We start from the raw sequence: 21,650 nt of genomic DNA on the forward strand, positions 1-21,650 counted from the left end.
CCTACGTGGCGCTCCGCTCGCTCGCCTCGCGATACCGCCGCTCGATCGCGTCGACGTACGCCTCGTCGCCCGGCCGCCCCGCCCGCAGCAGCCGCCACCACTGCTCGATGCTCCAATTGGCCGGTTCCGTCGCCCCGATGAACTCCTCGACGAGCGCGAGGAAGCGCACCGGATCGGCGTGAAAGGGGAAGTGCCCGGCCCCCGGGAAGATCTCGAGGCGGCTGCCGGGCATCGCCTCGTGCGCGGTGTACGCGTGGTCCACCGGAAGGACGCCGTCCCGGTCGCCCCAGACGATGAGGGTGGGCATCCCCTGGGCGAGGTAGCAGCGGTCCAGCATCGTGACCACTTGGCCGCGCCAGTCGACGACCGACCGCAGCGTGCGGATGAACGCGGCCCGCGCCCACACGTCGGGCAGCGCGTCGACCAGGCCCACCAGCTCCGGCGCGTCCTGCCCGAGCCCGGTGTCGAGCAGCCGCAGCAACCCGACGGTGGCCCGCACCGGCAGATCGGCGCCGGGCAGCCCGAGCAGGGAGAGCAGCAGTGCGGCGCCGGGCAGTGAGACGCCCCGCAGCACGGGAGTGACCTGCGGGCCGACGCCTCCGGTGCTCACCAGGACGAGCCGGTCGACACGCTCGGGAAACTGGTAGGCGAACTGCATCGCGACCCCGCCGCCGAACGAATGCCCGACGAGGGTGACCCGCTCGACGCCGAGTACGCCGAGCAGATCGCGGACCCCGTTGGCGTACGCGGCCACCGAGTAGTCGGCCCGGGGCTTCTCGGACGCGCCGTGGCCGAGCAGATCGGGGGCGATGACGGTGTGGGTACGGGCCAGGCGCGGAATCAGCGGAGCCCACGTCGCGGACGAATCGCCGATGCCGTGGATCAGCAGGATCGCCGGTCCCTCACCCGCGACGCGGTACGCGCGCCGGTAGCCGTGCACGGTGCGGAACCGCAGGGCGGGCCCGCTCTCGTCGCCGGTGGGAAGCCGCCTGGGCTGGAAGGGCAGGATCCGCGCCATGGGCCGGAGTGTAGGCGGGCGGCGCGGCGGGGCGGTTTCGCGGGGGTTTCGGGTGGCGCAATGCGGGCGCTTCGCCCTGCGATGCCAATTCGCCCTGTGCCGCTAAGCGGTGGCGTAGAACCCGAGGAACATGTCGACCCCTGCAACGATCAGACGCTCCGTAAGGTCCTCGCCGACGTCGGTTCCGTACGAGCCGAAGACCAGGTGAGGGAAGACCAGCAGGGAGTAGAGCTGGAGGACCGCCGTCTCCATGTCGGGGACGGTGAGCCGCCCTCGCTCGGCGAGTTCGCGCAACGCGCCCGCGATGGCGGGGTGATGACCCTCAGGGCCGCGCGCTCCCCATGCCTCACCGAGCGAGGGGAGGCGGTGGATCTCCCGGGCCACGAGGTGGTTCGTCGAGCGCGCCCGCGATCACCGCGACGAACAGCGTCTCCTTGTTCCCGAAGTGGTTGTAGACGGTCACCTTGGACACGCCCGCCTCGGCCGCGATGGCGTCCATGCCGACGCCGAAGCCCTCGCGCAGGAACAGCGAGCGAGCCGCGCGGACGGTCGCCGCGACGGGGATCGACGGCGGGGCGGGAGGTGGCTTCGCGGACGCGTTCATGGTGTGTGCCGTGGCCGCGGCGGTCAGCGCGGCCGCCGCGTTCGTCCTTGTGCCGCGCGGGAAGCCGCAGCTGATTGGCGGGCCGCACGTGCAGTGACGCTCAGCCCGCGCCGGGCGGGGCCCGCACGCCCCGCCCCTCCTCACCCCGACCCGCCCCCTGCCCGCGCAGCCGTGTCACGCACATCTGAGCGAAGGGTGGCTGTCGCGCCACGTCACCGTGCGATCACTCAGGTGACGGTTCCGGCGGTTAAGTTACTTGGTGACCATGGGAGTTACGCGGCCACGTGAGGACTTTGCCACTGTGACGGGAGCCGGGGTGCGCAGGCGGATGCTGTCCGCGGCACTGGTCGCCGTACTCCTGGTGATCGTCCAGTTCTTCGCGCACGGCGTCAATGAATACGCGTCCGCCGTGGAATCGCGTACGCCACCGGCCACGGCGCCGTACGCCCAGTGCGGCGAGGACACGCACCCCGAGGAGTCCGAGCGCTTCCCGGCGCGCGGGCGCCCGCACTGCCGTGACCTCACCCCCGACACGGCTCCGCAGCTGCACGCCCATCCGCGCACGGCCGCGGACGACGGCACGCGCGCGTGCCGCGCCATTGCCGTCACCCACCCCGGGACGAAACCCGCGGGCCGCGAACTACCGGCCCTGCTCCAGGTCTTCCGCTGCTGATCGGGCCCTCCGGCACGGCCATGCCGCCAGGCTCCCCCGCCTGACGCGCCGTCGGCCGGACCCGAACCGGTCCACGTCACACCGATGCGCCCCCCACGGCGCTCAGGAGTCAACCGACATGCAGCCTTCCCCTGCCTCCCTGCTCGACCGCGCCCGCTCGGTGTTCACGGCACCCGACAACGGCGTACGACACGACTTCGCGGCCTCCGTGGTCGTCTTCCTCGTCGCCCTGCCCTTGTGCGCGGGCGTGGCCGTCGCCTCCGGGGTGCCGGCCGAACTCGGCCTGATCACCGGCATCGTCGGCGGTCTCGTCACCGGCCTGCTGCCCGGCAGCAGCCTCCAGGTCAGCGGTCCCGCCGCGGGGCTCACCGTGCTCGTGTACGAAGCCGTGCAGCAGTACGGGCTCGCGGCGCTCGGCGCCCTCGTGCTCGCCGCCGGGCTCCTCCAACTGGTCATGGGCTTCCTCCGCCTCGGCCGCTTCTTCCGCGCCATCTCCGTGGCGGTCGTCGAGGGCATGCTCGCCGGGATCGGACTCATCCTGATCGCGGGGCAGTTGTACGCCATGACGGACAGCGAGGCACCGGCGAGCGGCCTCGCCAAGATCGCCGGACTGCCGGGGCTGCTCACCGGCGCGATCGGCTCGGAACGCGCACTCGCTGCCCTCGGTCTCGGCGTAGGCACCATCGGCATCCTCCTGTCCTGGCACCGGCTTCCTTCGAAGGTCCGCGTGGTCCCCGCGCCGCTGGCGGCAGTGGCGCTCGCCACGGGAGCCTCGCTGCTCTTCTCCCTGCCGGTGGCCACGGTCGAGGTGCGGGGGCTCGTCGAGGCGGTGCGGGTACCGGACGCAGCAGCCTTCGGCGAACTGCTGAGTGTGGGTGCCGTCGGCACCGTCCTGGCGTTCGCCCTGATCGCGTCGGCGGAGAGCCTGTTCAGCGCGGCCGCCGTGGACCGCATGCACGACGGCCCGCCGCACGTCGTACGACAAGGAGCTGATGGCGCAGGGCGCGGGGAACACCGTGAGCGGGCTGCTCGGCGCGCTGCCGATGACCGCCGTCATCGTCCGCAGCTCGGCCAACGTGCGGGCGGGTGCGCGGACGAAGGCGTCCCGCGTGCTGCACGGCGTGTGGCTGCTCCTCTTCGCGGCGCTGCTGCCCGCCGCGCTCGGCCTCATCCCGGTCGCGACGCTGGCGGGCGTCCTGGTGCACGCGGGCTGCAAGCTGATCCCGGTGCGGCAGTTGGCGCACCTGTGGCGCGAGCACCGCGGCGAGGCGGTGGTCCTGGTCGTGACGGCCACGGCGATCGTCACGGTGAACATGTTCGAGGGGGTCCTCATCGGTCTCGTGCTCGCCGTGGTCAAGTCCGCCTGGGAGACGTCACACGTGAACGTGGAGGTCGTCGACAAGGGCGTGGGCCCGATCCACGTCCACCTCTCGGGCAACGCCACGTTCCTGCGCCTGCCCAAGCTCCTCGACGCACTGGAGTCCCTCCCCCCGGACCGCCCGGTCGAACTCGACCTCACGGGCCTACGACACCTGGACCACGCCTGCCACACCTCCCTGGAAACCTGGGCGGACCACCACAGCACGAAGGACACGGAGGCGGTGCGGGTCGGCTCCGGGGCTTGAGGACCGCTGGGAGCGACGGGCAGGCATGGCGATGCGCTGCCCGTCCGGCTCCGGCTGAACCCAGCCCTACCGCGCCCCGTACACCGGTTGAGGCGCCTCCGCCCCCGCAAGCAGCTTGAGTGTTGTGTTGCCTGCCTCTGTCGGAGTCCAGCGTGCTCCCTTGTCGGCCGTTGGGCCTGGGCGCCAGCCCTCCATGACCGTGATGCGGCCCGCTTCGGCCTCGAAGACTCGTCCCGTGACGCCCGCGGACGACTCGGAGCCGAGCCACACCACGAGGGGCGACACGTTCTCCGGGGCCATCGCGTCGAAGCCGCCGTTCTCGGGCGCGGCCATGGTTTCCGCGAAGGTGCTCTCCGTCATTCGCGTGCGCGCGGCGGGTGCGATGGCGTTGACCCGTACTCCGTAGGGGGCGAATTCGGCGGAGGCGACCAGGGTGAGCCCGAGGATTCCGGCCTTGGCCGCGCTGTAGTTGCCCTGCCCCACGCTCCCCAGCAACCCCGCCCCGGAGCTGGTGTTGATCACGCACGCGTGCCGCGCCCGCCCCGCCTTCGCCTCCCCGCGCCAGTACGCCGCCGCGTGCTTCATCGGCAGGAAGTGCCCCTTCAGATGGACCCGCATCACCGCGTCCCAGTCGTCCTCCTCAAGGTTGACCAGCATGCGGTCCCGTAGGAACCCGGCGTTGTTGACGAGGGTGTCGAGGCCCCCGTACGTGTCGAGCGCGGTCCGCACCAGAGACGCGGCGCCCTCCGACGTGGCGATGTCACCGCCGTGCGCGACGGCCTCGCCGCCCGCCGCGCGGATCTCCTCGACGACCTCGTGCGCGGGCCCGCCGGACGCCCCGGAGCCGTCGGCCCCCACCCCCAGGTCGTTCACCACGACCCTGGCACCTTCCGCGGCATACGCGCGCGCGTGCGCACGGCCGAGGCCACGGCCCGCGCCCGTGACGATCACGACGCGGCCCGCGCAGATTCCCGTGCCCGGCTGGTCAGCTGCGGTCATGCGGAACTCCTCGGAAGTGGGTTGGTGCGATCAGTGGTTGACGGACGCTGCGTCCAGGAACGCGGGACGTTCGCCGCCCCCGTGCAGGTGCAGCGCGGCGCCGCTGATGTAGCGGGCGCCGGCGGAGGCGAGGAACACGCACGCGTCCCCGACGTCCGACGGATCGGCGAGCCGGCCGAGCGGAACGGTGCGGGCGACCGCCGCGACGCCGGCCTCGTCCCCGTAGTGCAGATGGGCGCTCTCGGTGCGGGCCAGGCCGAGCACGACGGTGTTCACCCGCACCTTCGGGGCCCACTCCACGGCCATCGTGCGCGCGAGGTTCTCCAGGCCCGCCTTGGCCGCCCCATAGGCACCGGAGCCGGGCGAGGGCCGGGAGCCGCTGACGCTGCCGATCATGGTGATGCTGCCCCCGCCGCCCTCCTGACCGCGCATCACCTCGTACGCCGCCAAGGACGCGTACAGCGGGGCCAGCAGGTTGAGCTCGACGATCTTCGCCTGGCGGGCCGGGTCCGCATCGGCGAGCAGTCCGAAGGGCGTGCCGCCCGCGTTGTTCACCAGGGCGTCCAACCTGCCGTGATCGGCGGCCACACCGGCGAAGAACGTCTGCGCCGCCGCCGCGTCACGCAGGTCCAGCGCCCTGAACTCGGCGACCTCTCCCGCCGCTTCGACCGGCCGGTCCGGCGGTCTGCGGGCACAGACGACGACCCGCGCGCCTGCGGCGAGGAAGCTGCGGGCGATACCGGCGCCGACGCCTCGGGTGCCGCCGGTGACGACGACCACCTGTCGGGTGTCAGTCATCGCTGCTACCTTTCCAACTAACAAATGTTTGGTTGAAGGGCCTGGTTGAAAGGTAGCGGATCCTCTGATGTCTGTCTCCACCTCCACCCCGGACAAGGGCGTGGCCGTCGTCACCGTCGACTTCCCGCCCGTCAACGCCCTGCCCGTGCAGGGGTGGTTCGACCTGGCGGCCGCGGTGCGCGCGGCGGGCCGCGACTCCGGGACGCGCTGCGTCGTCCTCGCCGCCGAGGGCCGCGGTTTCAACGCGGGCGTGGACATCAAGGAGATGCAGCGCGACAGCGGCCACAGCGCCCTGATAGGCGCCAACCGCGGTTGCTACGAGGCGTTCTCGGCGGTGTACGAGTGCGAGGTCCCGGTCGTGGCGGCGGTGAACGGCTTCTGTCTGGGCGGCGGCATCGGCCTGGCGGGCAACGCGGACGCGATCGTGGCGAGCGAGGACGCCACCTTCGGCCTGCCCGAACTCGACCGGGGCGCGCTCGGCGCGGCCACGCATCTCGCGCGCCTGGTGCCGCAGCATTTGATGCGGGCCTTGTACTACACCTCGCGCACGGCCACGGCTGCGGAGCTGCACGCGCACGGCTCCGTGTGGCGGGTCGTCCCGCGCGCGGAACTGCGGGACGCAGCACTGGAGTTGGCGCGCGAGATCGCGCAGAAGGACGGGACGCTGCTGCGGTTCGCGAAGGCCGCGATCAACGGCATCGACCCCGTGGACGTCCACCGGAGCTACCGCTTCGAGCAGGGCTTCACCTTCGAGGCGAACCTGAGCGGCCTGGCCGACCGCATCCGTGAGGACTTCGGGACAGGGCCCGGAGAGAAGGAGGAGGGCAGGGCATGACGGACAAGACCATGACGCCCGACGCGATCGTGGGACGGCTGCGCAGCGGCATGACGCTCGGCATCGGCGGCTGGGGGTCGCGCCGCAAGCCCATGGCCCTGGTGCGGGCCCTGCTCCGGTCCGGGATCACGGACCTCACGGTCGTGTCGTACGGCGGCCCGGACATCGGTCTGCTCGCCGCCGCGGGGAAGATCCGCAAGCTGGTCACGGCGTTCACCACCCTCGACTCGATTCCCCTGGAGCCGCATTTCCGCGCGGCACGCGAGCGTGGCGCCTTCGAACTGGTCGAGCTGGACGAGGCGATGTTCATGCAGGGCCTGAATGCCGGTGTCCAGCGGCTGCCCTTCCTGCCGATCCGCGCGGGGCTCGGCTCGGACGTCCTGCGGGTCAATCCCCACCTGCGTACGGTCACTTCGCCGTACGAGGACGGCGAGGAACTGGTCGCCGTGCCCGCCCTGCGGATGGACGCGGCCCTGGTGCACCTGAACCGCGCGGACCGCCTGGGCAACGCCCAGTACTTGGGCCCCGACCCGTACTTCGACGACTTGTTCTGCGAGGCGGCCGACACGGCGTACGTGTCGTGCGAGCGGATCGTCGAGTCGAGCGAGCTCACCGGGCAGTCGGCGCCACAGACGATGCTGATCTCCCGGCACGCGGTGACGGGCGTGACCGAGACACCCAACGGCGCGCACTTCACGTCGTGCGTCCCGGACTACGGCCGTGACGAGCCCTTCCAGAAGGCGTACGCGGCGGCCGCCGCCGACCCGGACGCCTGGAAGGAATTCGAGGACCGGTTCCTCGCGGGCACCGAGCAGGACTATCAGTCGGCCGTCCAGACCTGGCACAAGGAGCAGCGATGACGCGGACCGACCCGACGGCCACGGCCGGTGCGGCCGGGGAGGCCACCGTCACCCGCGCCGAGTACTGCGTGATCGCCTGCGCCGAGGCCTGGCGGGACGCGGGCGAGATCCTCGCGTCGCCGATGGGCACGATCCCCTCGATCGCCGCCCGCCTGGCCAAGCTGACGTTCTCGCCGGACCTGCTGCTCACAGACGGGGAGGCGCTGCTGATCGGGGATGTGCCCGCCGTGGGGACGCCCTCGGCGGTGACGGAGGGCTGGTTGCCGTACAGGAAGCACTTGACGATGGTCATGGGCGGCAGGCGTCACGTGATGATGGGCGCGAGCCAGATCGATCGCTTCGGGAACCAGAACATCTCCTGCATCGGCGACTGGGAGCGGCCCAAGCGCCAGCTGCTCGGCGTGCGCGGCGCGCCGGTCAACACCCTCAACAATCCCGTGAGTTACTGGCTTCCGCGCCACTCGAAGCGTGTCTTCGTGGAGAAGGTCGACATGATCAGCGGTGTGGGATACGACAGCGCGGCGGCAGCCGGGCCGTCCGCGACCCGCTTCCACGACCTGCGCCGGGTCGTGTCGAATCTCGGCGTCTTCGACTTCGGGGCGGCGGACCACGCGATGCGGCTGGTGTCCCTGCATCCGGGCGTGACGGTGGAGCAGGTGCGGGAGGCGACCGGTTTCGCGCTCGCGACGGCGGACGACGTCCCCTCCACCCGCGAGCCCACCACGGAGGAGCTCCGGCTGATCCGGGACGTGGTGGACCCGCGCGGGCTGCGCGAGCGCGAGGTCCGTTCGTGACGGCGCCCCCGGCGAGCATGGAGACGGCGCTGACCAAGCTGGTCGGGGTCCGGCATCCGATCGTGCAGACCGGCATGGGGTGGGTGGCGGGCCCGCGCCTGGTCTCCGCGACGGCGAACGCGGGCGCCCTCGGCATCCTGGCCTCCGCGACGATGACGGTCGACCAGTTGCGTTCCGCCGTCCGCGAGGTCAAGTCCCGTACGGACGAGCCCTTCGGGGTCAACCTCCGCGCCGACGCGGGCGATGCGCGGGAGCGGGTGCGGATCATCGTCGACGAGGGGGTGCGGGTCGCGTCCTTCGCGCTCGCCCCCTCGAAGGAGCTGATCGCGGAGCTGAAGGACGCCGGGGTGGTCGTCATCCCGTCCATCGGCGCGCGCCGGCACGCCGAGAAGGTCGCGGCATGGGGCGCGGACGCGGTGATCGTGCAGGGCGGCGAGGGCGGCGGGCACACGGGGGAGGTCGCCACGACCGTGCTGTTGCCGCAGGTCGTGGACGCGGTGGACCTTCCGGTGGTCGCGGCGGGCGGCTTCTTCGACGGCCGGGGGCTCGTCGCCGCGCTCGCCTATGGCGCGGCGGGCGTCGCGATGGGCACGCGCTTCCTGCTGACGTCGGACTCGACGGTGCCGGACGCGGTCAAGGCCCGCTACCTGGCCGCGTCGGTCAAGGACGTCACGGTGACCACGCGCGTGGACGGCCTCCCCCACCGCATGCTGCGGACGGACTTCGTCGCGGCCCTGGAGAAGTCGGGCCGGACGGCATCCCTCGCACGGGCCGTGCGGCACGCGGCGGCGTTCCGGAAGATGTCCGGCCTGGGGTGGCGGGAGATGATCCGCGACGGCCTCACGATGCGCCACGGCAAGCAACTGACGTGGAGCCAGACCCTGCTCGCCGCCAACACGCCGATGATGCTGAAGTCAGCGATGGTGGACGGCTCCCCGGAGACCGGAATCATGGCCTCCGGCCAGGTGGCGGGCGTAATCGAAAACCTGCCGTCGTGCGAGGAGCTGATCACGGAGGTAATGACGGAGGCAGCGGCGGTGGTAAGGCGACTGAGCTGAGCGGGGTACTTGAGGCGGGCTGGCGGTTGCCTGCGGCGGGGCCTGCCCGATCCCGCCGCCGCCAGTGCCTGACTCCCCGGGCGCGGGCGCGCCGTAGCGCAGGTCCAGGGCGGTATGCGCGGCACGCACGGAAGGCCGCACCACCTCCCCACCCTCAGAGCCCCGGGGCGGGCTGTGGACGGGGCATGCCCACCAGGGCATAGGTGCCAGGAGGTGCACGGAGCGCGTACCGAAGGTGCCGGACGGCGGCTGCTGGCCAGACCGAAGACACCACCCCCCCGCACCAGCGCGGCACAGAAGGCCGCATCCGTGCCCAGGCCCTGCGACCTCGGGCAGGCTTCGCGGGAGTGGTCGTCCCGGAGTCGGCCCCGGGCACCCCCGCTCAGACCCTCGCCACCTCCAGGGAAGCCCGTGCTCGGGCGACCAAGCCCGCCGCCCCGCACGATTCGGCCAGGGCCAGGCCGCGGGAGAGTTCGCTTGCGGAGCCTGCCGCGATGCCGTACTCGACGCGGGCGACCGCGTGTTCGTAGGCGCACGGGGATGCCTCCAGGCAGGCGACGGCTCGTGCGTGCAGTTCGACCGCCCGCTGGCCGCTCTCCAGTGACGCCGCGAACCGCAGCGCCTCGCCGATCGCCGTCTCCGTCCCGAATCGCTCCGCCTGCACCCGCGCCTCGGCCACCAGGTCGGCGGCCCGCCGCGGGTCCTCGCCGGCGACCGCCTGCGCCAGTTCGTACGCCCAGGGGTTGACGACGCTGTTGTAGCAGCCGCGTTCGTTCGCCGTCTTCGCGGCCACTTCCAGTTCGTTGATGCCCTCCGGCCGTTGCCCGGAAGCGATCAGCAGGCGGCCGCGCACGTAGTGGATGTCGGGCAGGAAGATCGTGGAGGGGTAGGGCGGCGCGATGCCGTACCGATCGGCGGCCTCCCGGGCCTCGTCGGTCTTGCCGCGCGAGAGCAGCACGTCGATGAGCTTGCACGCGGCGTCCCAGTGCATCGGCAGCCCGCTGCCGACACGGTCGGTGAGCCGGAGGCTCTCCCGCAGCGACGCCTCCGCCTCGGCGAGACGCCCGCGCCTGCGGTACACCAGGCCCAACCAGGCCTTGGCGACCGCCAGATGACCGCCGCTCCAGCCCGCGGCCTCATAGGCACGCACCCCTTCGGCGAAGACGCTCTCGGCGCGGTCGAGGCGGTCGGTGAAGATGTAGGAGCCGCCCAGCATCGTCAGGAGCTCGAAGCCCCACTCCGTGTCCGTCCAGCCGAGTCCGGGCGCGAGACGGCCGTTGACGAGGGAACGGTCGCAGAGCTCGACGACCTCCTCCGCGTTCTCCCCGCGGGTCATGGCGTCGAAGGCGCGCAGGATCAGCAGGGCGCGCTCGGAGTTGTCGCGCCCCGGCAGCGGCCGGGCGAGCGCGGCGAGGCGGCGCGAGCGGCCCGTCGCGTCGTCCTCACGCGCGTGGATGCCCTCCCACATGTAGTGGACCCCCTCCAGACGCATCCGGTCGGGTCCGGGGGCAAGCCGCTCGGCCTCGGCGTCCACGACGCGCAGGGCCTCCTCCAACTGGTCGTTGTGCACGAGGGCTTGGGAGAGGCGGCAGACCGCGTCCACGCGCAGCTTCCGGTCGAGCCCCGGCGTGTGCAGGGCCTCGCGCAGGTGACCGATGGTCGTGGCGGGCGAGGTGAGGAGGGTGGCGCAACCCAGTTCGTAGAGCACGCGCGCGTGGGTCTCGGGCAGCGGAGGCTCCCGCAGGGCCCGTTCGAGGCAGCGGCGGGCGGCGTCCGGCGCGCCGACCGCGAGGTGCTCGGCCGCCGCTTCACGCAACTGCTTGACCAACTCGGGGTCGTCGTCCGGATGCACCTCGAGGAGGTGCCGGGACGCGGCGGCGGCGCCGCGGCCCGACAGCGTGACGGCCCAGGCGGCCTGGCCGTGGAACGCGGTGCGGGTGGCCGGCGGGATCGAGCGGTAGACGGTGCTCGCGATCAGCGGATGGACGAACTCCAGGCCCTCGTCGGCGCCGAGCAGGATGCGCGCGGTGCGCAGCCGCTCCGCGCACCGCTCGGCCGTCTCGCGGGTCATCCCGGCGAGTGAGGCGGCGAGGTCCAGCGGGATGGCGGTGCCCAGGATCGCGGCGGCCCACGCGAACCGCGTGACGTCCGTGCCGAGTCCTTCGAGACGGGCGACCAGTCCACGGCCGCGCGCCGAGCGGTTCAGGGCGCGCAGTTCGGCGGCGGAGCCCTCCACCGGGTCCAGCTCGCTGTCCTGCACCTTGGCGAGCAGTTCCACGGATTCGTACGGGTTGCCGCCCGTGACGGCCCAGACCTCGCGGCAGAACGGGGCGTCCGCGTGCTCGCCGAGGGTGGCGCGGGTGAGGCCGGCGGCCGCGTCCGGGGTGAGCGCGCGCAGCGGGGGCAGCGGGCGGGCCGCGGCGCCGACCGCCGCGAGGTGGCGCGCGCTGTCGCCGGTGGCGTCGTCGGGCCGGTGGGCGACCACCACGAGCACGGGCAGTTCGTCGAGGCGCTGGGCGAACGCGGCCAGCCAGTGCAGGGTCTCCTGGTCGGCCCAGTGCGCGTCGTCGATGAGCAGGACCAGCGGCCAGTGCAGTCCCGAAAGGCGTACGACCGCCTCGACCAGGCCGTCGCACACGCCTTGCGGGTCGGCCTGGACACCGGTCGGCTCGGCTATGCCAAGGGCGGGGCCCGCGATCTCGTACCAGTCGCCGAGATACTCGCGTGCCAGTTCCGGGGAGAGACCGACGAGAGCCGGCTGCAGCAACTGGCGTACGACGTTGAAGGGGACGGAGGTGACGGTCTCGCCGCCCCGCGCGGACCACACCACGGCCCGCCCCTCCGCGATACGGCGCACCTCGGCGAGGAGCGCCGTCTTGCCGATGCCCGCCTCGCCCTGGAAGACGAGCAGCCCGCCCGCCGTGGTCGAGTCGGAGCACAGCTCGTCGACCGCCCTCGCGGCAGCGGCGAGTTCCGCGTCGCGCTCCCACAGCGGGGCCCAGGCGGCGCCTCCGGGCCGTCCCTGCGTCATCGCGCTACCTCCCGAGGTCGCTCAATCGACGTACAGACATCGAGACTAGCCGGGTAGAAGGCCTCACGGTGGGGGGTCCGGGCAGCAACTCCCGCAAGGGGTGAAGGTCGAGCCCGAAGCTGGACGCCGTCAGAGGCGCTCGATGATGGTCACGTTCGCCTGGCCGCCGCCCTCGCACATGGTCTGCAGGCCGAACCGGCCGCCGGTGCGCTCCAGTTCGTGCAGGAGCGTCGTCATCAGTTTGACGCCCGTCGCGCCGAGGGGATGGCCGAGGGCTATCGCGCCGCCGTTGACATTGACCCTCTCCGGGTCTGCGCCGGTCTCCTTCAACCAGGCGAGGACGACCGGCGCGAACGCTTCGTTGATCTCGACGAGGTCGATGTCGCCGATGCTCATGCCGGTCTTCTTGAGGGCGTACGCGGTGGCGGGGATCGGCGCGGACAGCATCCGGATCGGGTCCTCGCCGCGCACGGAGAGGTGGTGGATGCGGGCGCGGGGCGTCAACCCGTGTTCCCGCACGGCCCTTTCACTGGCGACGAGCATGGCGGCGGCGCCGTCCGACACCTGTGAGGAGCAGGCGGCGGTGATGGTGCCGTCGTCCAGGACGGGCTTGAGGCCCGCCATCTTCTCCAGTGTCGTGTCGCGGCGCGGGCCCTCGTCGGTGGTCACGTCCCCGTAGGGGGTGAGTTCGCGGTCGAAGCGGCCCTCGTCGATCGCGCGGACGGCCCGTCGGTGCGAGCGGAGGGCGAACTCCTCCATGTCGCGGCGGGTGATGCCCCACTTCTCGGCGATCAGCTGGGCGCCGTGGAACTGGTTGACGGGCCGGTCCCCGTAGCGGGCGCGCCAGCCCTCGCTGCCCGCGTACGGGCCTTCGGTGAGGCCGAGCGGTTCGGCGGCCTGCCGGGAGGCGAAGGCGATGGGGATCATCGACATGTTCTGTGTGCCGCCCGCGACGACGAGGTCCTGTGTGCCGGACAGGACGCCTTGCGCGGCGAAGTGCACGGCCTGCTGCGAGGAACCGCACTGCCGGTCGATCGTCACGCCGGGCACCTCTTCGGGCAGCCCCGCAGCGAGCCAGGAGGTGCGGGCGATGTCCCCGGCCTGCGGGCCGACCGTGTCCAGGCAGCCGAAGACGACGTCCTCGACGGCTGCGGGGTCGACGCCGGTGCGCTCGACGAGTGCCTTCAGGACATGGGCTCCCAGGTCGGCGGGGTGGACGGCCGCGAGGCCGCCCTTGCGCCGGCCGACGGGGGTGCGGACCGCTTCGACGATGTAGGCCTCGGCCATGACTGCGTACTCCTCGTGCTCCTCGGTCGGTGCGGTCGCCGGGTGACGACGCGCGCTCTACGTGGTGCGTACGGCGATGCCGTCCAGGACCATCGAGAGGTACTGGCGGGCGATCTCCTCGGGGCTGTGGCCGCCGCCGGGGCGATACCAGGACGCGGCGACCCAGACGGTGTCGCGCACGAAGCGGTAGGCGAGCCGGATGTCCAGGTCGTCCCGGAAGACGCCCTCCGCGACGCCGCGCTCCAGCGTCGTCAGCCATGTCTTCTCGAAGCGCTGCTGCGAGTCGGTCAGGTACTGGAAGCGCGCCTGTGCGACCAGGTGCCTGGATTCCTTCTGGTAGATCGCGACGGCCGCGCGGTGCCGGTCGATCTCCCGGAAGGACTCGGTGACGAGCGCCTCCAGGGTCTCGCGGGGGCCGAGCCGCGACTGGAGCACGGTGTCGTACCCGTCCCACAGCTCGGTGAGGAAGGTGGAGAGGATCTCCTCCAGCATCGACTCCTTGGAGTCGAAGTGGTAATAGAGGCTGCCGGCGAGCATGCCCGCGGAGTCGGCGATCTTGCGGACCGTGGTCGCGTTGTACCCCTGCTCGGCGAAGACGTCGGCCGCGATGGCGAGGAGCTCGCTGCGGCGCTCGGGCGAGCTCACGGGGGCCTTCTTCTTCGTGGTGCTGTTCTGCTTCTGTTTCGACACACGGTCATTCTCCGCCTAGGCGTGCTGGTTGCTGACCGAGACCGTCTCCCCCGTCATGTACGAGGAGTACTCACTGGCCAGGAAGACGATGACGTTGGCTATCTCCCAGGGCTCGGCATGGCGCCCGAACGCCTCGCGCGCGGTCAGCTCTTCGAGCAGCTCCGGCGAGGTGACCTTCGCCAGGTGCGGGTGCATGGCGAGGCTGGGCGAGACCGCGTTGATCCGTATGCCGTGGGGCGCGGCCTCGACGGCGGCGCAGCGGGTGAGGGCCATGACGCCCGCCTTCGCCGCGGCGTAGTGCGCCTGGCCGGCCTGGGCGCGCCAGCCGAGCACCGAGGCGTTGTTCACGATCACGCCGCCGCGGTCGGCGGCACGCATGCGGCGCAGGGCGGCTCTGGTGGAGCGGAACGTGCCGTTCAGCGTGACGTCGATGACTCTGTCCCACTGCTCGTCGGTCATCTCGGTGAGCTCGGCCGTGCCGCCGAGTCCCGCGTTGTTCACGACGATGTCCAGACCGCCGTGGCACTGCTCGGCCAGGTCGTACAACCCCTGGACCTGGGCTTCGTCCGTGACGTCGCAGGATGTCCCCTCGACCCGTCCCCCGCCGAACTCCGCGGCCAGCGCCTCCACCGTCTCCTTCGTGCGGCGCGGGTGCGCGTCGCCGATGACGAGGCGCGCGCCCTCCTCCAGGAAGCGGCGGGCGGTGGCGCCGCCGATGCCCGCTCCGGCCGCGGCGGTGATGACGGCGGTGCGGCCCGCGAGCAGACCGTGCCCCGGCACATACGTGGGTGCGTCCATGCTCGGCCTCCCTCGACTCTCGACTGACTCGCCGACACGCTCTCGACGACGGGCTCGATCCCAGGGTAATCTACCAAACACTTGTTAGGGAAGGTAGGTGGCCACTGATGGACCTCGACTTCACCGCCGGGGAAGAGGAGTTCAGGCGGCGGGCGCGTGACTGGCTCGCCGCGCACGTACCCGCCGAGCCCCTGCCGTCGCTCGAGACCCGCGAGGGTTTCGCGGCCCACCGCGCCTGGGAGAGCGAGCTCGCGGCCGCTCGCTGGTCGGTGGTCTCCTGGCCCGAGGAGTACGGCGGGCAGGGCGTCGACATCGTCAAGTGGCTGGTGTTCGAGGAGGAGTACTTCGCCGCGGGCGCCCCCGGCCGGGTCTCGCAGAACGGCATCAACCTCCTCGCGCCGACCCTCTTCGACTTCGGCACCGAGGAGCAGCGCGCCCGCGTGCTGCCCCCGATGGCGAGCGGCGAGGTGATCTGGGCGCAGGCCTGGTCCGAGCCGGAGTCGGGCTCGGACCTGGCCTCGCTGCGCTCCACCGCCCGCCGCACGGACGGGGGCTGGCTGATCAGCGGACAGAAGACCTGGTCGTCCCGGGCCGCGTTCGCCGACCGCGCCTTCGGCTTGTTCCGCAGCGGCCCCGCAGGCAGCTCCACGGACGGTTCCGCCACCGACTCCGCCAAGCCGCACCGCGGCCTGACCTACCTGATGTTCCCGCTCGACGCGGACGGCGTGAGCGTGCGCCCCATCGGACGCCTCGACGGCAAGCCCGCGTTCGCCGAGCTCTTCCTCGACGACGTCTTCGTGCCGGACGAGGACGTGATCGGCGAGCCGGGCCAGGGCTGGCGGATCGCCATGTCGACGACGAGCAACGAACGCGGTCTGACCCTGCGCTCCCCCGGCCGCTTCGTCGCCGCGGCGGACCGCCTGGTCGGGCAGTGGCGCACACACGGCGATCCCGCCGACACCGCGCTGCGCGACCGGGTCGCCGACGCCGTGATCGGGGCCCGCGCCTACCAGCTCTTCACCTGGGCCAACGCCTCGCGCTTCGCCGCCGGCGAGACGATCGGCGCGGAGTCGAGCCTGAACAAGGTCTTCTGGTCGGAGTACGACATCGCGCTGCACGAGACCGCACTCGATCTCCTGGGCGCCGAGGGCGAGTTGACGGACGGCGGCGAGTGGGCCGAGGGGTATGTCTTCTCGCTCGCCGGACCGATCTACGCGGGCACGAACGAGATCCAGCGCGACATCATCGCCGAGCGGCTGCTCGGACTGCCGAAGGGACGCCGCTGATGAGGTTCCTCCTGGACGACGAGCAGCGCGCGTTCGCCCGCACGCTCGACGCGATGCTGACCGCGGCGGACACCCCGGCGGCCGCGCGGGCGTGGGCCGCCGGGGACCACGCACCGGGGCATGCCGTGTGGAGCCGCCTCGCGGACGCGGGCGTGTTCGCCCTGGCCGTCCCCGAGGAGTACGAGGGCGTGGGGCCGCTCCCGGTGGAAATGGCTGTGTCCTTCGTCGAGTTGGGGCGGCACGCGGTGCCGGGGCCGGTGGTCGAGACGGTGGCGGCGGGCGCGCTGCTCACCCGCCTCGCCGAACTGGGCGATGCGGCCCCCGCCAAGCGGCTCCTTGCGTCCGTGGCCTCCGGGGAGGCCATCACGACGCTCGCGCTCCCCGAAGGGGGGCCGTTCGCACTGGACGCGGACGCGGCGACGCTGCGGCTGGCCGCCGGGGACGGCGAGTTGCGCCTGGCCTCCGGGCACGCGCGCGTGCAGCGGTCGCTGGACCCGGCGCGGCGCCTCGCCCGGCTCGGCCCCGGCGAACTGCTCGCCTCGGGCCCGTCGGTGACGGAGGCTTCCCGGTACGCGGCCGACTGGGCCTCGCTGGCGACGGCGGCGCAGGCCCTGGGTGTCGGGCTCGCGCTGCTCGACAGGACGGTGGCGTACGTCAAGCAGCGCACCCAGTTCGGGACGCCGATCGGCGGCTTCCAGGCGGTCAAGCACCGCCTTGCGGACGTCTTGATGGGCCTTGAGTTCGCCCGGCCCCTCGTGTTCGGGGCGGCGCTGACCCTGGAGACGGCGGACATAGCCGCGGCAAAGGTGGCGGCGAGCGAAGCCGCGTACGGCGCCGCGCGGGCGGCACTCCAACTCCACGGCGCCATCGGGTACACCGCGGAGTACGACCTGTCGCTGTGGCTGATGAAGGCGCGGGCGCTGCGCGGGGCGTGGGGCAGCCCCGGCGAGTGCCGGCGGCTGGTGCTGTCCGAGGCCCGGGGGGCCGGCCGGCCCGGGGACTGAATTCCGGCCACGCGTCATCCGCCCGTGCATATGATCGACAACATGCCGTTGCGACTCGTGAACGTGAATTTCAAGGCCCGGGACGAATGGGCGCTCGGACGGTTCTGGGCGCAGGCGCTCGGCTGGGGCATCTCCAGCGAGGGCCCCGGCGTCACGAACGTCGAACCCGAGGGCGTCGCCTGGCCGGACCCCTCCGCCATCTGCGTGGATGTCGTCGTCGTCCCGGACCCCGAGACGGTGAAGTACCGCGTGCACATGGACCTCGCCACCACCTCCGAGGCCCACAAGGCGGAACTGGTCGCGCGTTTGCAGGATCTCGGCGCGACGCACGCCGACGTGGGCCAGGGCGACGTCCCATGGACGGTCATGGCCGACCCGGAGGGCAATGTGTTCTGTGTGCTGGAGCCTCGGGAGCTCTACCGGGACACCGGGCCGGTCGCCGCCATCGTGGTCGACTGCGCCGACCCGCGGGCCATGGCCCGGTTCTGGGACGAGGCGATGGACTGGACCCTGCACGAGGTGTCCGACGATCTCGCCCGGATGCGTTCGTCCAAGGGGGTGGGCCCCTATCTGGAGTTCATCCGCACGTCCGGCGAGAGGACCGTGGTGAGCCGCGCCCACCTCGACGTGGCGCCCTACAAGGGTGACGACAAGGCGGCGGAGGTGGCGCGGCTGCGGGCCCTGGGCGCCACCGACGCCGACGTCGGCCAGGGCGACGTCCCGTGGACGTGCCTCGCCGACCCGGAGGGCAACGATTTCTGCGTCCTCTCCCTGCGCTGACGCGAAGCCCCGCGCGCCCCGTCACCCGTACGCTCCGTCACCCGTACTCCCAGCCCCCCTCGCCCACCTGCTCCCGGGCGATCCTGTCCCACTCCCGCACTCCGCCCGGGAGCGGCCAGGCCCACGTGGGGCGGTGGGCCGTACGCAGTTCGTCGAGGCGGCGGGCGAGGGCCGGTCCCGCGAACTCGGCGCCGTCGGGGACGCGCGGGCCCTGCGCGGCACGCAGCGCGGTGAACCGCTCGAGCTCCGTCTCGTACGTCGCCACGGCCTGCTCCGTGCCGGAGTCCACCTCGTCCTGAGGAACAGTGCGTTGCAGTTCCAGGACCGCCGGCTCCACGGATTCGGCGATCGCCGCTGCCAGCCGGGCGTGCCCGTCAAGGACCAGGTGGCAGTCGAGGCCGCTCACCCACCAGAGCAGGACGGGCGGCAGGACGCCGTCCCGCGCCTGCTTGCGGTAGGCCTTGACCCTGGGGTCGTCGGCGTCGGGCATCGCCCGCAGCGGAAGAATCTCCCACGAGCCGTTGTGGATGAACCACTCGATGTACCCGTCGGGATCACCCTCGACGAGGAGCGAGCGCCAGTACTCCCCCGGTGACTCGCCCTGAGGATGGTTCGGGCGCAGGCGCAGCGGCGGGTCCGGGGACAGCACCCAACGCCCGTCGTGCAGGGGGCTGTCGGGTGACGTCGTGAGCAAGGCCGCGAAGTGGTGGGCCCAGCGCTCCGGTGAGCCCTCGAAGGCGCGGGCCATGTGTGCGCGCAGGGGTGGGGCCGGGGGGCGGTGGCGAGCGGTACGGTAGAAGTCGACGCCGTCGCGGTCCGGGGCCACCACGGCCAGCAGCAGCGGATCCGCGGTCGCCCCTTGCGTCAGGAGCAGACGGTTGCCGGCGATCCAAGGGCACAGTCCGGGCCGGGGCCGCTCACTTCCAGGAGCAGGCCGTTCCAGGTGCCGTCGGTTCGGGTGAGGTTCGTGCGGCGCACCCCCCGGCGCGGACCGGGCGAACCCGTGGTGGACATGGACAAGTCGCCCCTCCCTCTGCGTCGATGGCCTGAACTGGATCGTACGTGCGAGTGCGCTCGCCCCGTCTTCGCTGCAATGATCAAAACGCACTGGTGAGGACGGTGAAAGGGGCAGCACGTGCGCGTAATCGGGCTCATGTCGGGGACTTCGTACGACGCCATCGACGCGGCGGCGGCCGACCTGACGATCGACGGCGACCGCCTGCTGCTCTCCCCGCTGGGTCTGATCACCCGCGGGTACGACGAGGAGCTGCGGACGACGCTCGCCGCCGCGCTGCCGCCCGCCGCCACCACGCTGGCGGACGTGTGCCGCCTCGACACCCGCATCGGTCAGGCCTTCGCCACCGCGGCGGCCGAGGCGGACCGCGAACTGTGCGACGGACGCGCCGAGTTGGTCGCGTCGCACGGCCAGACGGTCTATCACTGGGTGGCGGACGGCCAGGTGCACGGCACGCTGCAGATCGGGCAGCCCGCATGGATCGCCGAGGCTACGGGCCTCCCGGTGGTCGCCGACTTCCGCCCCCGCGACATCGCCGCGGGCGGCCAGGGCGCGCCCCTGGTCAGCATCGTCGACCGAATGTGGCTGCGCGGCAGGCCCGGCGCCCCCGCCGCCCTGAACCTCGGCGGCATCGCCAACATCACCGCCGCGGACGGCACCGCCTTCGACACGGGCCCCGCGAACGCACTCATCGACGCCGCCGTGCGCGAGCTGACCCGGGAACGGCTCACGTACGACATGGACGGCGAGATGGCCGCGCGCGGCACCGTCGACGAGGGGCTGCTCGCGGTCCTGCTCCGCGAGCCGTACTACGCGCGCCCCGCCCCGAAGACCACCGGCAAGGAGCTCTTCCATCTGCCCTATCTGCGGGCGGCGCTCGCCGGGTACGAGACGCTCGCCCCGCAGGACGTCATCGCCACGCTCACCCTCCTGACCGCCCGCACGGTCGCCGACGCCGTCAGGTCAGTGGACGCCTCCGAGGTCATCGCCTCCGGCGGCGGCACCCGCAACCCGACGCTGATGGCGTTCCTGCGCGCCGAGTTGGGGGACAAGGTCCCGGTGCGCACGTCCGACGAGCTCGGTCTGCCGTCCGCGGCGAAGGAGGCGTACGCCTTCGCGGTCCTCGGTTTCCTGACGGCGCACGGGCTGCCGGGGACGGTGCCGGAGAGCACGGGGGCGCGGCACGCGAGCGTGCTGGGGTCGATCACGCCGGGCCGGGCCGGTGTGCGGGTGCCCGCTCCCGAGGGCGGCGGCCCGGTGCGGTTGGTGGTGGACGGGCGGGAGCGGTGAACTCGCCCCTTTCTCCCGGGAGTACGGCGGCCGAACGGTGACCTCCGTAGAGGCCCCCTCTCATCCCACTTTCACCGAATGCTCATACCCTGACGCCCATGACCCAGGTAACCCCTCCCGGCTGGTACCCCGACCCCGGCCAGACGACTGACGGCCCCCGTACCGAACGCTGGTGGGACGGGAGCACATGGACGGACCAGGTACGTGCGGTGGGAGCCGCCGCCGGATTTGGTGGTGCGCCGCCCGCGTCCCCTCCGGCTTATCCGCCCGGTGCCCCGACCGCATACCCCAACTATCCCGCCTATCCGGGCCAGCCCACCCCCCGCCGCGGCCTGCGCACAGGCATAGCCATCGGCGTGGCCGTGGCCGTCCTGGCGGGCATCGGCGGGGGCGTGTACTTCCTGACCTCCGACGACGGCGACGGGGACAGCGACAGCGCCGCCAAGACTCCCTCCTCCGCGCCGTCGAAGCCCGGCGCACCCCAGGAGCCGAAGGCCCCGGAGTCGTCGGAGCCCCCGGGCGGACCGTCCGGCGCGCCGCCCAGCGAAGAGGGGTACGCCACCGACATCTTCAGCGGCATCAGTCTTCCCGTGCCCGACGACTGGACCGGCCAGTCCGCCGGCGGCGGTGCCTCGGTGACGACCGGGCCCTACCCCTGCCCCCGGGACACCGACAAGACCTGCACCCGCGGCGGCGCGTACTCGGGGCCCGCCGAAAGGTTCAAGATCGACGCCAAGACGGCGGAGGCGGCCGCCAAGGCCGACATCTCCGTCAACGCCAAGGAGTCGTACGGCGGCAAGACCTACGGCAAGATCACCTCGCACAAGGAGCTGGAGTCCAAGGCGGTCACCGTGGCCGGCCAGAAGGGCTACCTCGTGCGCTGGAAGGCCGTCACCGAGAAGAGCGACGACGGGTACGTCCAGTCGCTGGCCTTCCCCTCTCCCACCCTGAAGTCGAAGATCGTCATCGTCCGGTTCGGCATCGACGTGAACGACAAGTCGCCGAAGCTGTCCGTCATGGACGAGATCACCAAGGGGATCAAGGCCGCGCCCGGCGGGGGCGGCAACGGCCAGGAAGTCTGACCGGCCCCGAAGGTCCGACGGGCCCCGGGAACGTCAGAGCCGGGCGGGCGGAACCACGAGGATTCCGCCCGCCCGGCCAAGAGCGGCCACGCCACCCCCGTCCCCACGGTGCGGCGCGCCAGG

Annotated in this window: 20 protein-coding genes and 1 pseudogene; 11 read left to right on the plus strand and 10 right to left on the minus strand. The window is 72.3% G+C overall.

The window, feature by feature from the left end; genetic code table 11:
- Position 1: 1 nt before the first annotated feature.
- The 3 genes from AB0M70_RS03475 to AB0M70_RS03485 form a co-directional block, all read right to left on the minus strand.
- Positions 2-1,018 carry an alpha/beta fold hydrolase gene (locus AB0M70_RS03475; protein ID WP_365815822.1) on the minus strand — a complete coding sequence of 339 codons (1,017 nt, stop codon included), beginning with the start codon at positions 1,016-1,018 and terminating at the stop codon, positions 2-4.
- Between the two features lie 102 nt (positions 1,019-1,120).
- The gene (locus AB0M70_RS03480; protein ID WP_365815824.1) at positions 1,121-1,402 is read right to left on the minus strand and encodes a TetR/AcrR family transcriptional regulator C-terminal domain-containing protein; all 282 of its coding nucleotides are present in this window, start codon (positions 1,400-1,402) and stop codon (positions 1,121-1,123) included.
- On the minus strand, positions 1,365-1,622 hold the full coding sequence (locus tag AB0M70_RS03485) for a helix-turn-helix domain-containing protein (protein WP_365815826.1): 258 nt from the start codon (positions 1,620-1,622) through the stop codon (positions 1,365-1,367). The genes AB0M70_RS03480 and AB0M70_RS03485 overlap by 38 nt, the downstream gene beginning before the upstream one ends.
- Positions 1,623-1,923: 301 nt before the next feature.
- Between AB0M70_RS03485 and AB0M70_RS03490 the strand changes: the two genes are divergently transcribed.
- Together AB0M70_RS03490 and AB0M70_RS03495 are read left to right on the plus strand one after the other, a co-directional pair.
- Positions 1,924-2,295 carry a hypothetical protein gene (locus AB0M70_RS03490; RefSeq protein ID WP_365815828.1) on the plus strand — a complete coding sequence of 124 codons (372 nt, stop codon included), beginning with the start codon at positions 1,924-1,926 and terminating at the stop codon, positions 2,293-2,295.
- A gap of 118 nt (positions 2,296-2,413) precedes the next feature.
- Positions 2,414-3,920, plus strand: a pseudogene (locus tag AB0M70_RS03495) (SulP family inorganic anion transporter).
- Between the two features lie 66 nt (positions 3,921-3,986).
- Here AB0M70_RS03495 and AB0M70_RS03500 read toward each other — a convergent pair.
- Together AB0M70_RS03500 and AB0M70_RS03505 are read right to left on the minus strand one after the other, a co-directional pair.
- Positions 3,987-4,919 carry an SDR family oxidoreductase gene (locus AB0M70_RS03500; RefSeq protein WP_365815830.1) on the minus strand — a complete coding sequence of 311 codons (933 nt, stop codon included), beginning with the start codon at positions 4,917-4,919 and terminating at the stop codon, positions 3,987-3,989.
- A gap of 30 nt (positions 4,920-4,949) precedes the next feature.
- Positions 4,950-5,717, minus strand: a complete 768-nt coding sequence (locus AB0M70_RS03505; protein ID WP_365815832.1) for an SDR family oxidoreductase — start codon at positions 5,715-5,717, stop codon at positions 4,950-4,952.
- A 67-nt stretch (positions 5,718-5,784) separates the two neighbouring features.
- On the opposite strand from AB0M70_RS03505, the gene AB0M70_RS03510 reads away from it, so the two are divergent.
- Genes AB0M70_RS03510 through AB0M70_RS03525 form a run of 4 tightly spaced genes read left to right on the plus strand, consistent with a single transcriptional unit; the run spans position 5,785 to position 9,264 of the window.
- Positions 5,785-6,552 carry an enoyl-CoA hydratase family protein gene (locus AB0M70_RS03510; protein WP_365815834.1) on the plus strand — a complete coding sequence of 256 codons (768 nt, stop codon included), beginning with the start codon at positions 5,785-5,787 and terminating at the stop codon, positions 6,550-6,552.
- The gene (locus AB0M70_RS03515) at positions 6,549-7,412 is read left to right on the plus strand and encodes a CoA-transferase (RefSeq protein ID WP_365815836.1); all 864 of its coding nucleotides are present in this window, start codon (positions 6,549-6,551) and stop codon (positions 7,410-7,412) included. Before AB0M70_RS03510 ends, AB0M70_RS03515 begins: the two co-directional genes overlap by 4 nt.
- Entirely contained in the window at positions 7,409-8,206 is a 798-nt protein-coding gene (locus AB0M70_RS03520; protein WP_365815838.1) for a CoA-transferase, read from the plus strand. Before AB0M70_RS03515 ends, AB0M70_RS03520 begins: the two co-directional genes overlap by 4 nt.
- A gap of 17 nt (positions 8,207-8,223) precedes the next feature.
- Complete coding sequence (locus tag AB0M70_RS03525) at positions 8,224-9,264, plus strand: nitronate monooxygenase (RefSeq protein WP_365816299.1); 1,041 nt, start codon at positions 8,224-8,226, stop codon at positions 9,262-9,264.
- A gap of 382 nt (positions 9,265-9,646) precedes the next feature.
- On the opposite strand, the gene AB0M70_RS03530 is transcribed toward AB0M70_RS03525, so the two are convergent.
- The 4 genes from AB0M70_RS03530 to AB0M70_RS03545 all read right to left on the minus strand — a co-directional run bounded on the left by AB0M70_RS03530 (position 9,647) and on the right by AB0M70_RS03545 (position 15,070).
- Complete coding sequence (locus AB0M70_RS03530) at positions 9,647-12,295, minus strand: AAA family ATPase (RefSeq protein ID WP_365815840.1); 2,649 nt, start codon at positions 12,293-12,295, stop codon at positions 9,647-9,649.
- 129 nt (positions 12,296-12,424) lie between these two features.
- The gene (locus AB0M70_RS03535) at positions 12,425-13,582 is read right to left on the minus strand and encodes an acetyl-CoA C-acetyltransferase (RefSeq protein WP_365815842.1); all 1,158 of its coding nucleotides are present in this window, start codon (positions 13,580-13,582) and stop codon (positions 12,425-12,427) included.
- A gap of 57 nt (positions 13,583-13,639) precedes the next feature.
- Positions 13,640-14,272: a TetR/AcrR family transcriptional regulator gene (locus AB0M70_RS03540; RefSeq protein ID WP_365815844.1), complete on the minus strand. Its 633-nt coding sequence runs from the start codon at positions 14,270-14,272 to the stop codon at positions 13,640-13,642.
- A 15-nt stretch (positions 14,273-14,287) separates the two neighbouring features.
- On the minus strand, positions 14,288-15,070 hold the full coding sequence (locus AB0M70_RS03545; RefSeq protein ID WP_365815846.1) for an SDR family oxidoreductase: 783 nt from the start codon (positions 15,068-15,070) through the stop codon (positions 14,288-14,290).
- A 107-nt stretch (positions 15,071-15,177) separates the two neighbouring features.
- Between AB0M70_RS03545 and AB0M70_RS03550 the strand changes: the two genes are divergently transcribed.
- From AB0M70_RS03550 to AB0M70_RS03560, 3 genes are read left to right on the plus strand one after another with little or no spacing between them, the layout of a single operon-like run.
- Positions 15,178-16,356: an acyl-CoA dehydrogenase family protein gene (locus AB0M70_RS03550; protein ID WP_365815848.1), complete on the plus strand. Its 1,179-nt coding sequence runs from the start codon at positions 15,178-15,180 to the stop codon at positions 16,354-16,356.
- Entirely contained in the window at positions 16,356-17,360 is a 1,005-nt protein-coding gene (locus AB0M70_RS03555; protein ID WP_365815850.1) for an acyl-CoA dehydrogenase family protein, read from the plus strand. Before AB0M70_RS03550 ends, AB0M70_RS03555 begins: the two co-directional genes overlap by 1 nt.
- 42 nt (positions 17,361-17,402) lie before the next feature.
- On the plus strand, positions 17,403-18,140 hold the full coding sequence (locus AB0M70_RS03560) for a VOC family protein (protein WP_365815852.1): 738 nt from the start codon (positions 17,403-17,405) through the stop codon (positions 18,138-18,140).
- Between the two features lie 37 nt (positions 18,141-18,177).
- On the opposite strand, the gene AB0M70_RS03565 is transcribed toward AB0M70_RS03560, so the two are convergent.
- Complete coding sequence (locus tag AB0M70_RS03565) at positions 18,178-18,969, minus strand: hypothetical protein (RefSeq protein WP_365815854.1); 792 nt, start codon at positions 18,967-18,969, stop codon at positions 18,178-18,180.
- A gap of 306 nt (positions 18,970-19,275) precedes the next feature.
- Here AB0M70_RS03565 and AB0M70_RS03570 point away from each other — a divergent pair, with 306 nt between their 5' ends.
- Together AB0M70_RS03570 and AB0M70_RS03575 are read left to right on the plus strand one after the other, a co-directional pair.
- Complete coding sequence (locus AB0M70_RS03570) at positions 19,276-20,445, plus strand: anhydro-N-acetylmuramic acid kinase (protein ID WP_365815856.1); 1,170 nt, start codon at positions 19,276-19,278, stop codon at positions 20,443-20,445.
- A 98-nt stretch (positions 20,446-20,543) separates the two neighbouring features.
- Complete coding sequence (locus tag AB0M70_RS03575; RefSeq protein WP_365815858.1) at positions 20,544-21,527, plus strand: DUF2510 domain-containing protein; 984 nt, start codon at positions 20,544-20,546, stop codon at positions 21,525-21,527.
- Positions 21,528-21,650: the final 123 nt, after the last annotated feature.

This window comes from Streptomyces sp. NPDC051214, from assembly GCF_040682375.1.
In the GTDB taxonomy this organism is placed as follows: domain Bacteria; phylum Actinomycetota; class Actinomycetes; order Streptomycetales; family Streptomycetaceae; genus Streptomyces.

Bases quoted from the DNA above. Each gene is read 5' to 3' on its own strand.
- AB0M70_RS03500 (WP_365815830.1), bottom strand. From the start codon at position 4,919: ATGACCGCAGCTGACCAGCCGGGCACGGGAATCTGCGCGGGCCGCGTC.
- AB0M70_RS03535 (WP_365815842.1), bottom strand. From the start codon at position 13,582: ATGGCCGAGGCCTACATCGTCGAAGCGGTCCGCACCCCCGTCGGCCGG.
- AB0M70_RS03525 (WP_365816299.1), top strand. From the start codon at position 8,224: ATGGAGACGGCGCTGACCAAGCTGGTCGGGGTCCGGCATCCGATCGTG.
- AB0M70_RS03520 (WP_365815838.1), top strand. From the start codon at position 7,409: ATGACGCGGACCGACCCGACGGCCACGGCCGGTGCGGCCGGGGAGGCC.
- AB0M70_RS03485 (WP_365815826.1), bottom strand. From the start codon at position 1,622: ATGAACGCGTCCGCGAAGCCACCTCCCGCCCCGCCGTCGATCCCCGTC.
- AB0M70_RS03545 (WP_365815846.1), bottom strand. From the start codon at position 15,070: ATGGACGCACCCACGTATGTGCCGGGGCACGGTCTGCTCGCGGGCCGC.
- AB0M70_RS03550 (WP_365815848.1), top strand. From the start codon at position 15,178: ATGGACCTCGACTTCACCGCCGGGGAAGAGGAGTTCAGGCGGCGGGCG.
- AB0M70_RS03555 (WP_365815850.1), top strand. From the start codon at position 16,356: ATGAGGTTCCTCCTGGACGACGAGCAGCGCGCGTTCGCCCGCACGCTC.
- AB0M70_RS03510 (WP_365815834.1), top strand. From the start codon at position 5,785: ATGTCTGTCTCCACCTCCACCCCGGACAAGGGCGTGGCCGTCGTCACC.
- AB0M70_RS03515 (WP_365815836.1), top strand. From the start codon at position 6,549: ATGACGGACAAGACCATGACGCCCGACGCGATCGTGGGACGGCTGCGC.
- AB0M70_RS03505 (WP_365815832.1), bottom strand. From the start codon at position 5,717: ATGACTGACACCCGACAGGTGGTCGTCGTCACCGGCGGCACCCGAGGC.
- AB0M70_RS03575 (WP_365815858.1), top strand. From the start codon at position 20,544: ATGACCCAGGTAACCCCTCCCGGCTGGTACCCCGACCCCGGCCAGACG.
- AB0M70_RS03560 (WP_365815852.1), top strand. From the start codon at position 17,403: ATGCCGTTGCGACTCGTGAACGTGAATTTCAAGGCCCGGGACGAATGG.
- AB0M70_RS03475 (WP_365815822.1), bottom strand. From the start codon at position 1,018: ATGGCGCGGATCCTGCCCTTCCAGCCCAGGCGGCTTCCCACCGGCGAC.
- AB0M70_RS03530 (WP_365815840.1), bottom strand. From the start codon at position 12,295: ATGACGCAGGGACGGCCCGGAGGCGCCGCCTGGGCCCCGCTGTGGGAG.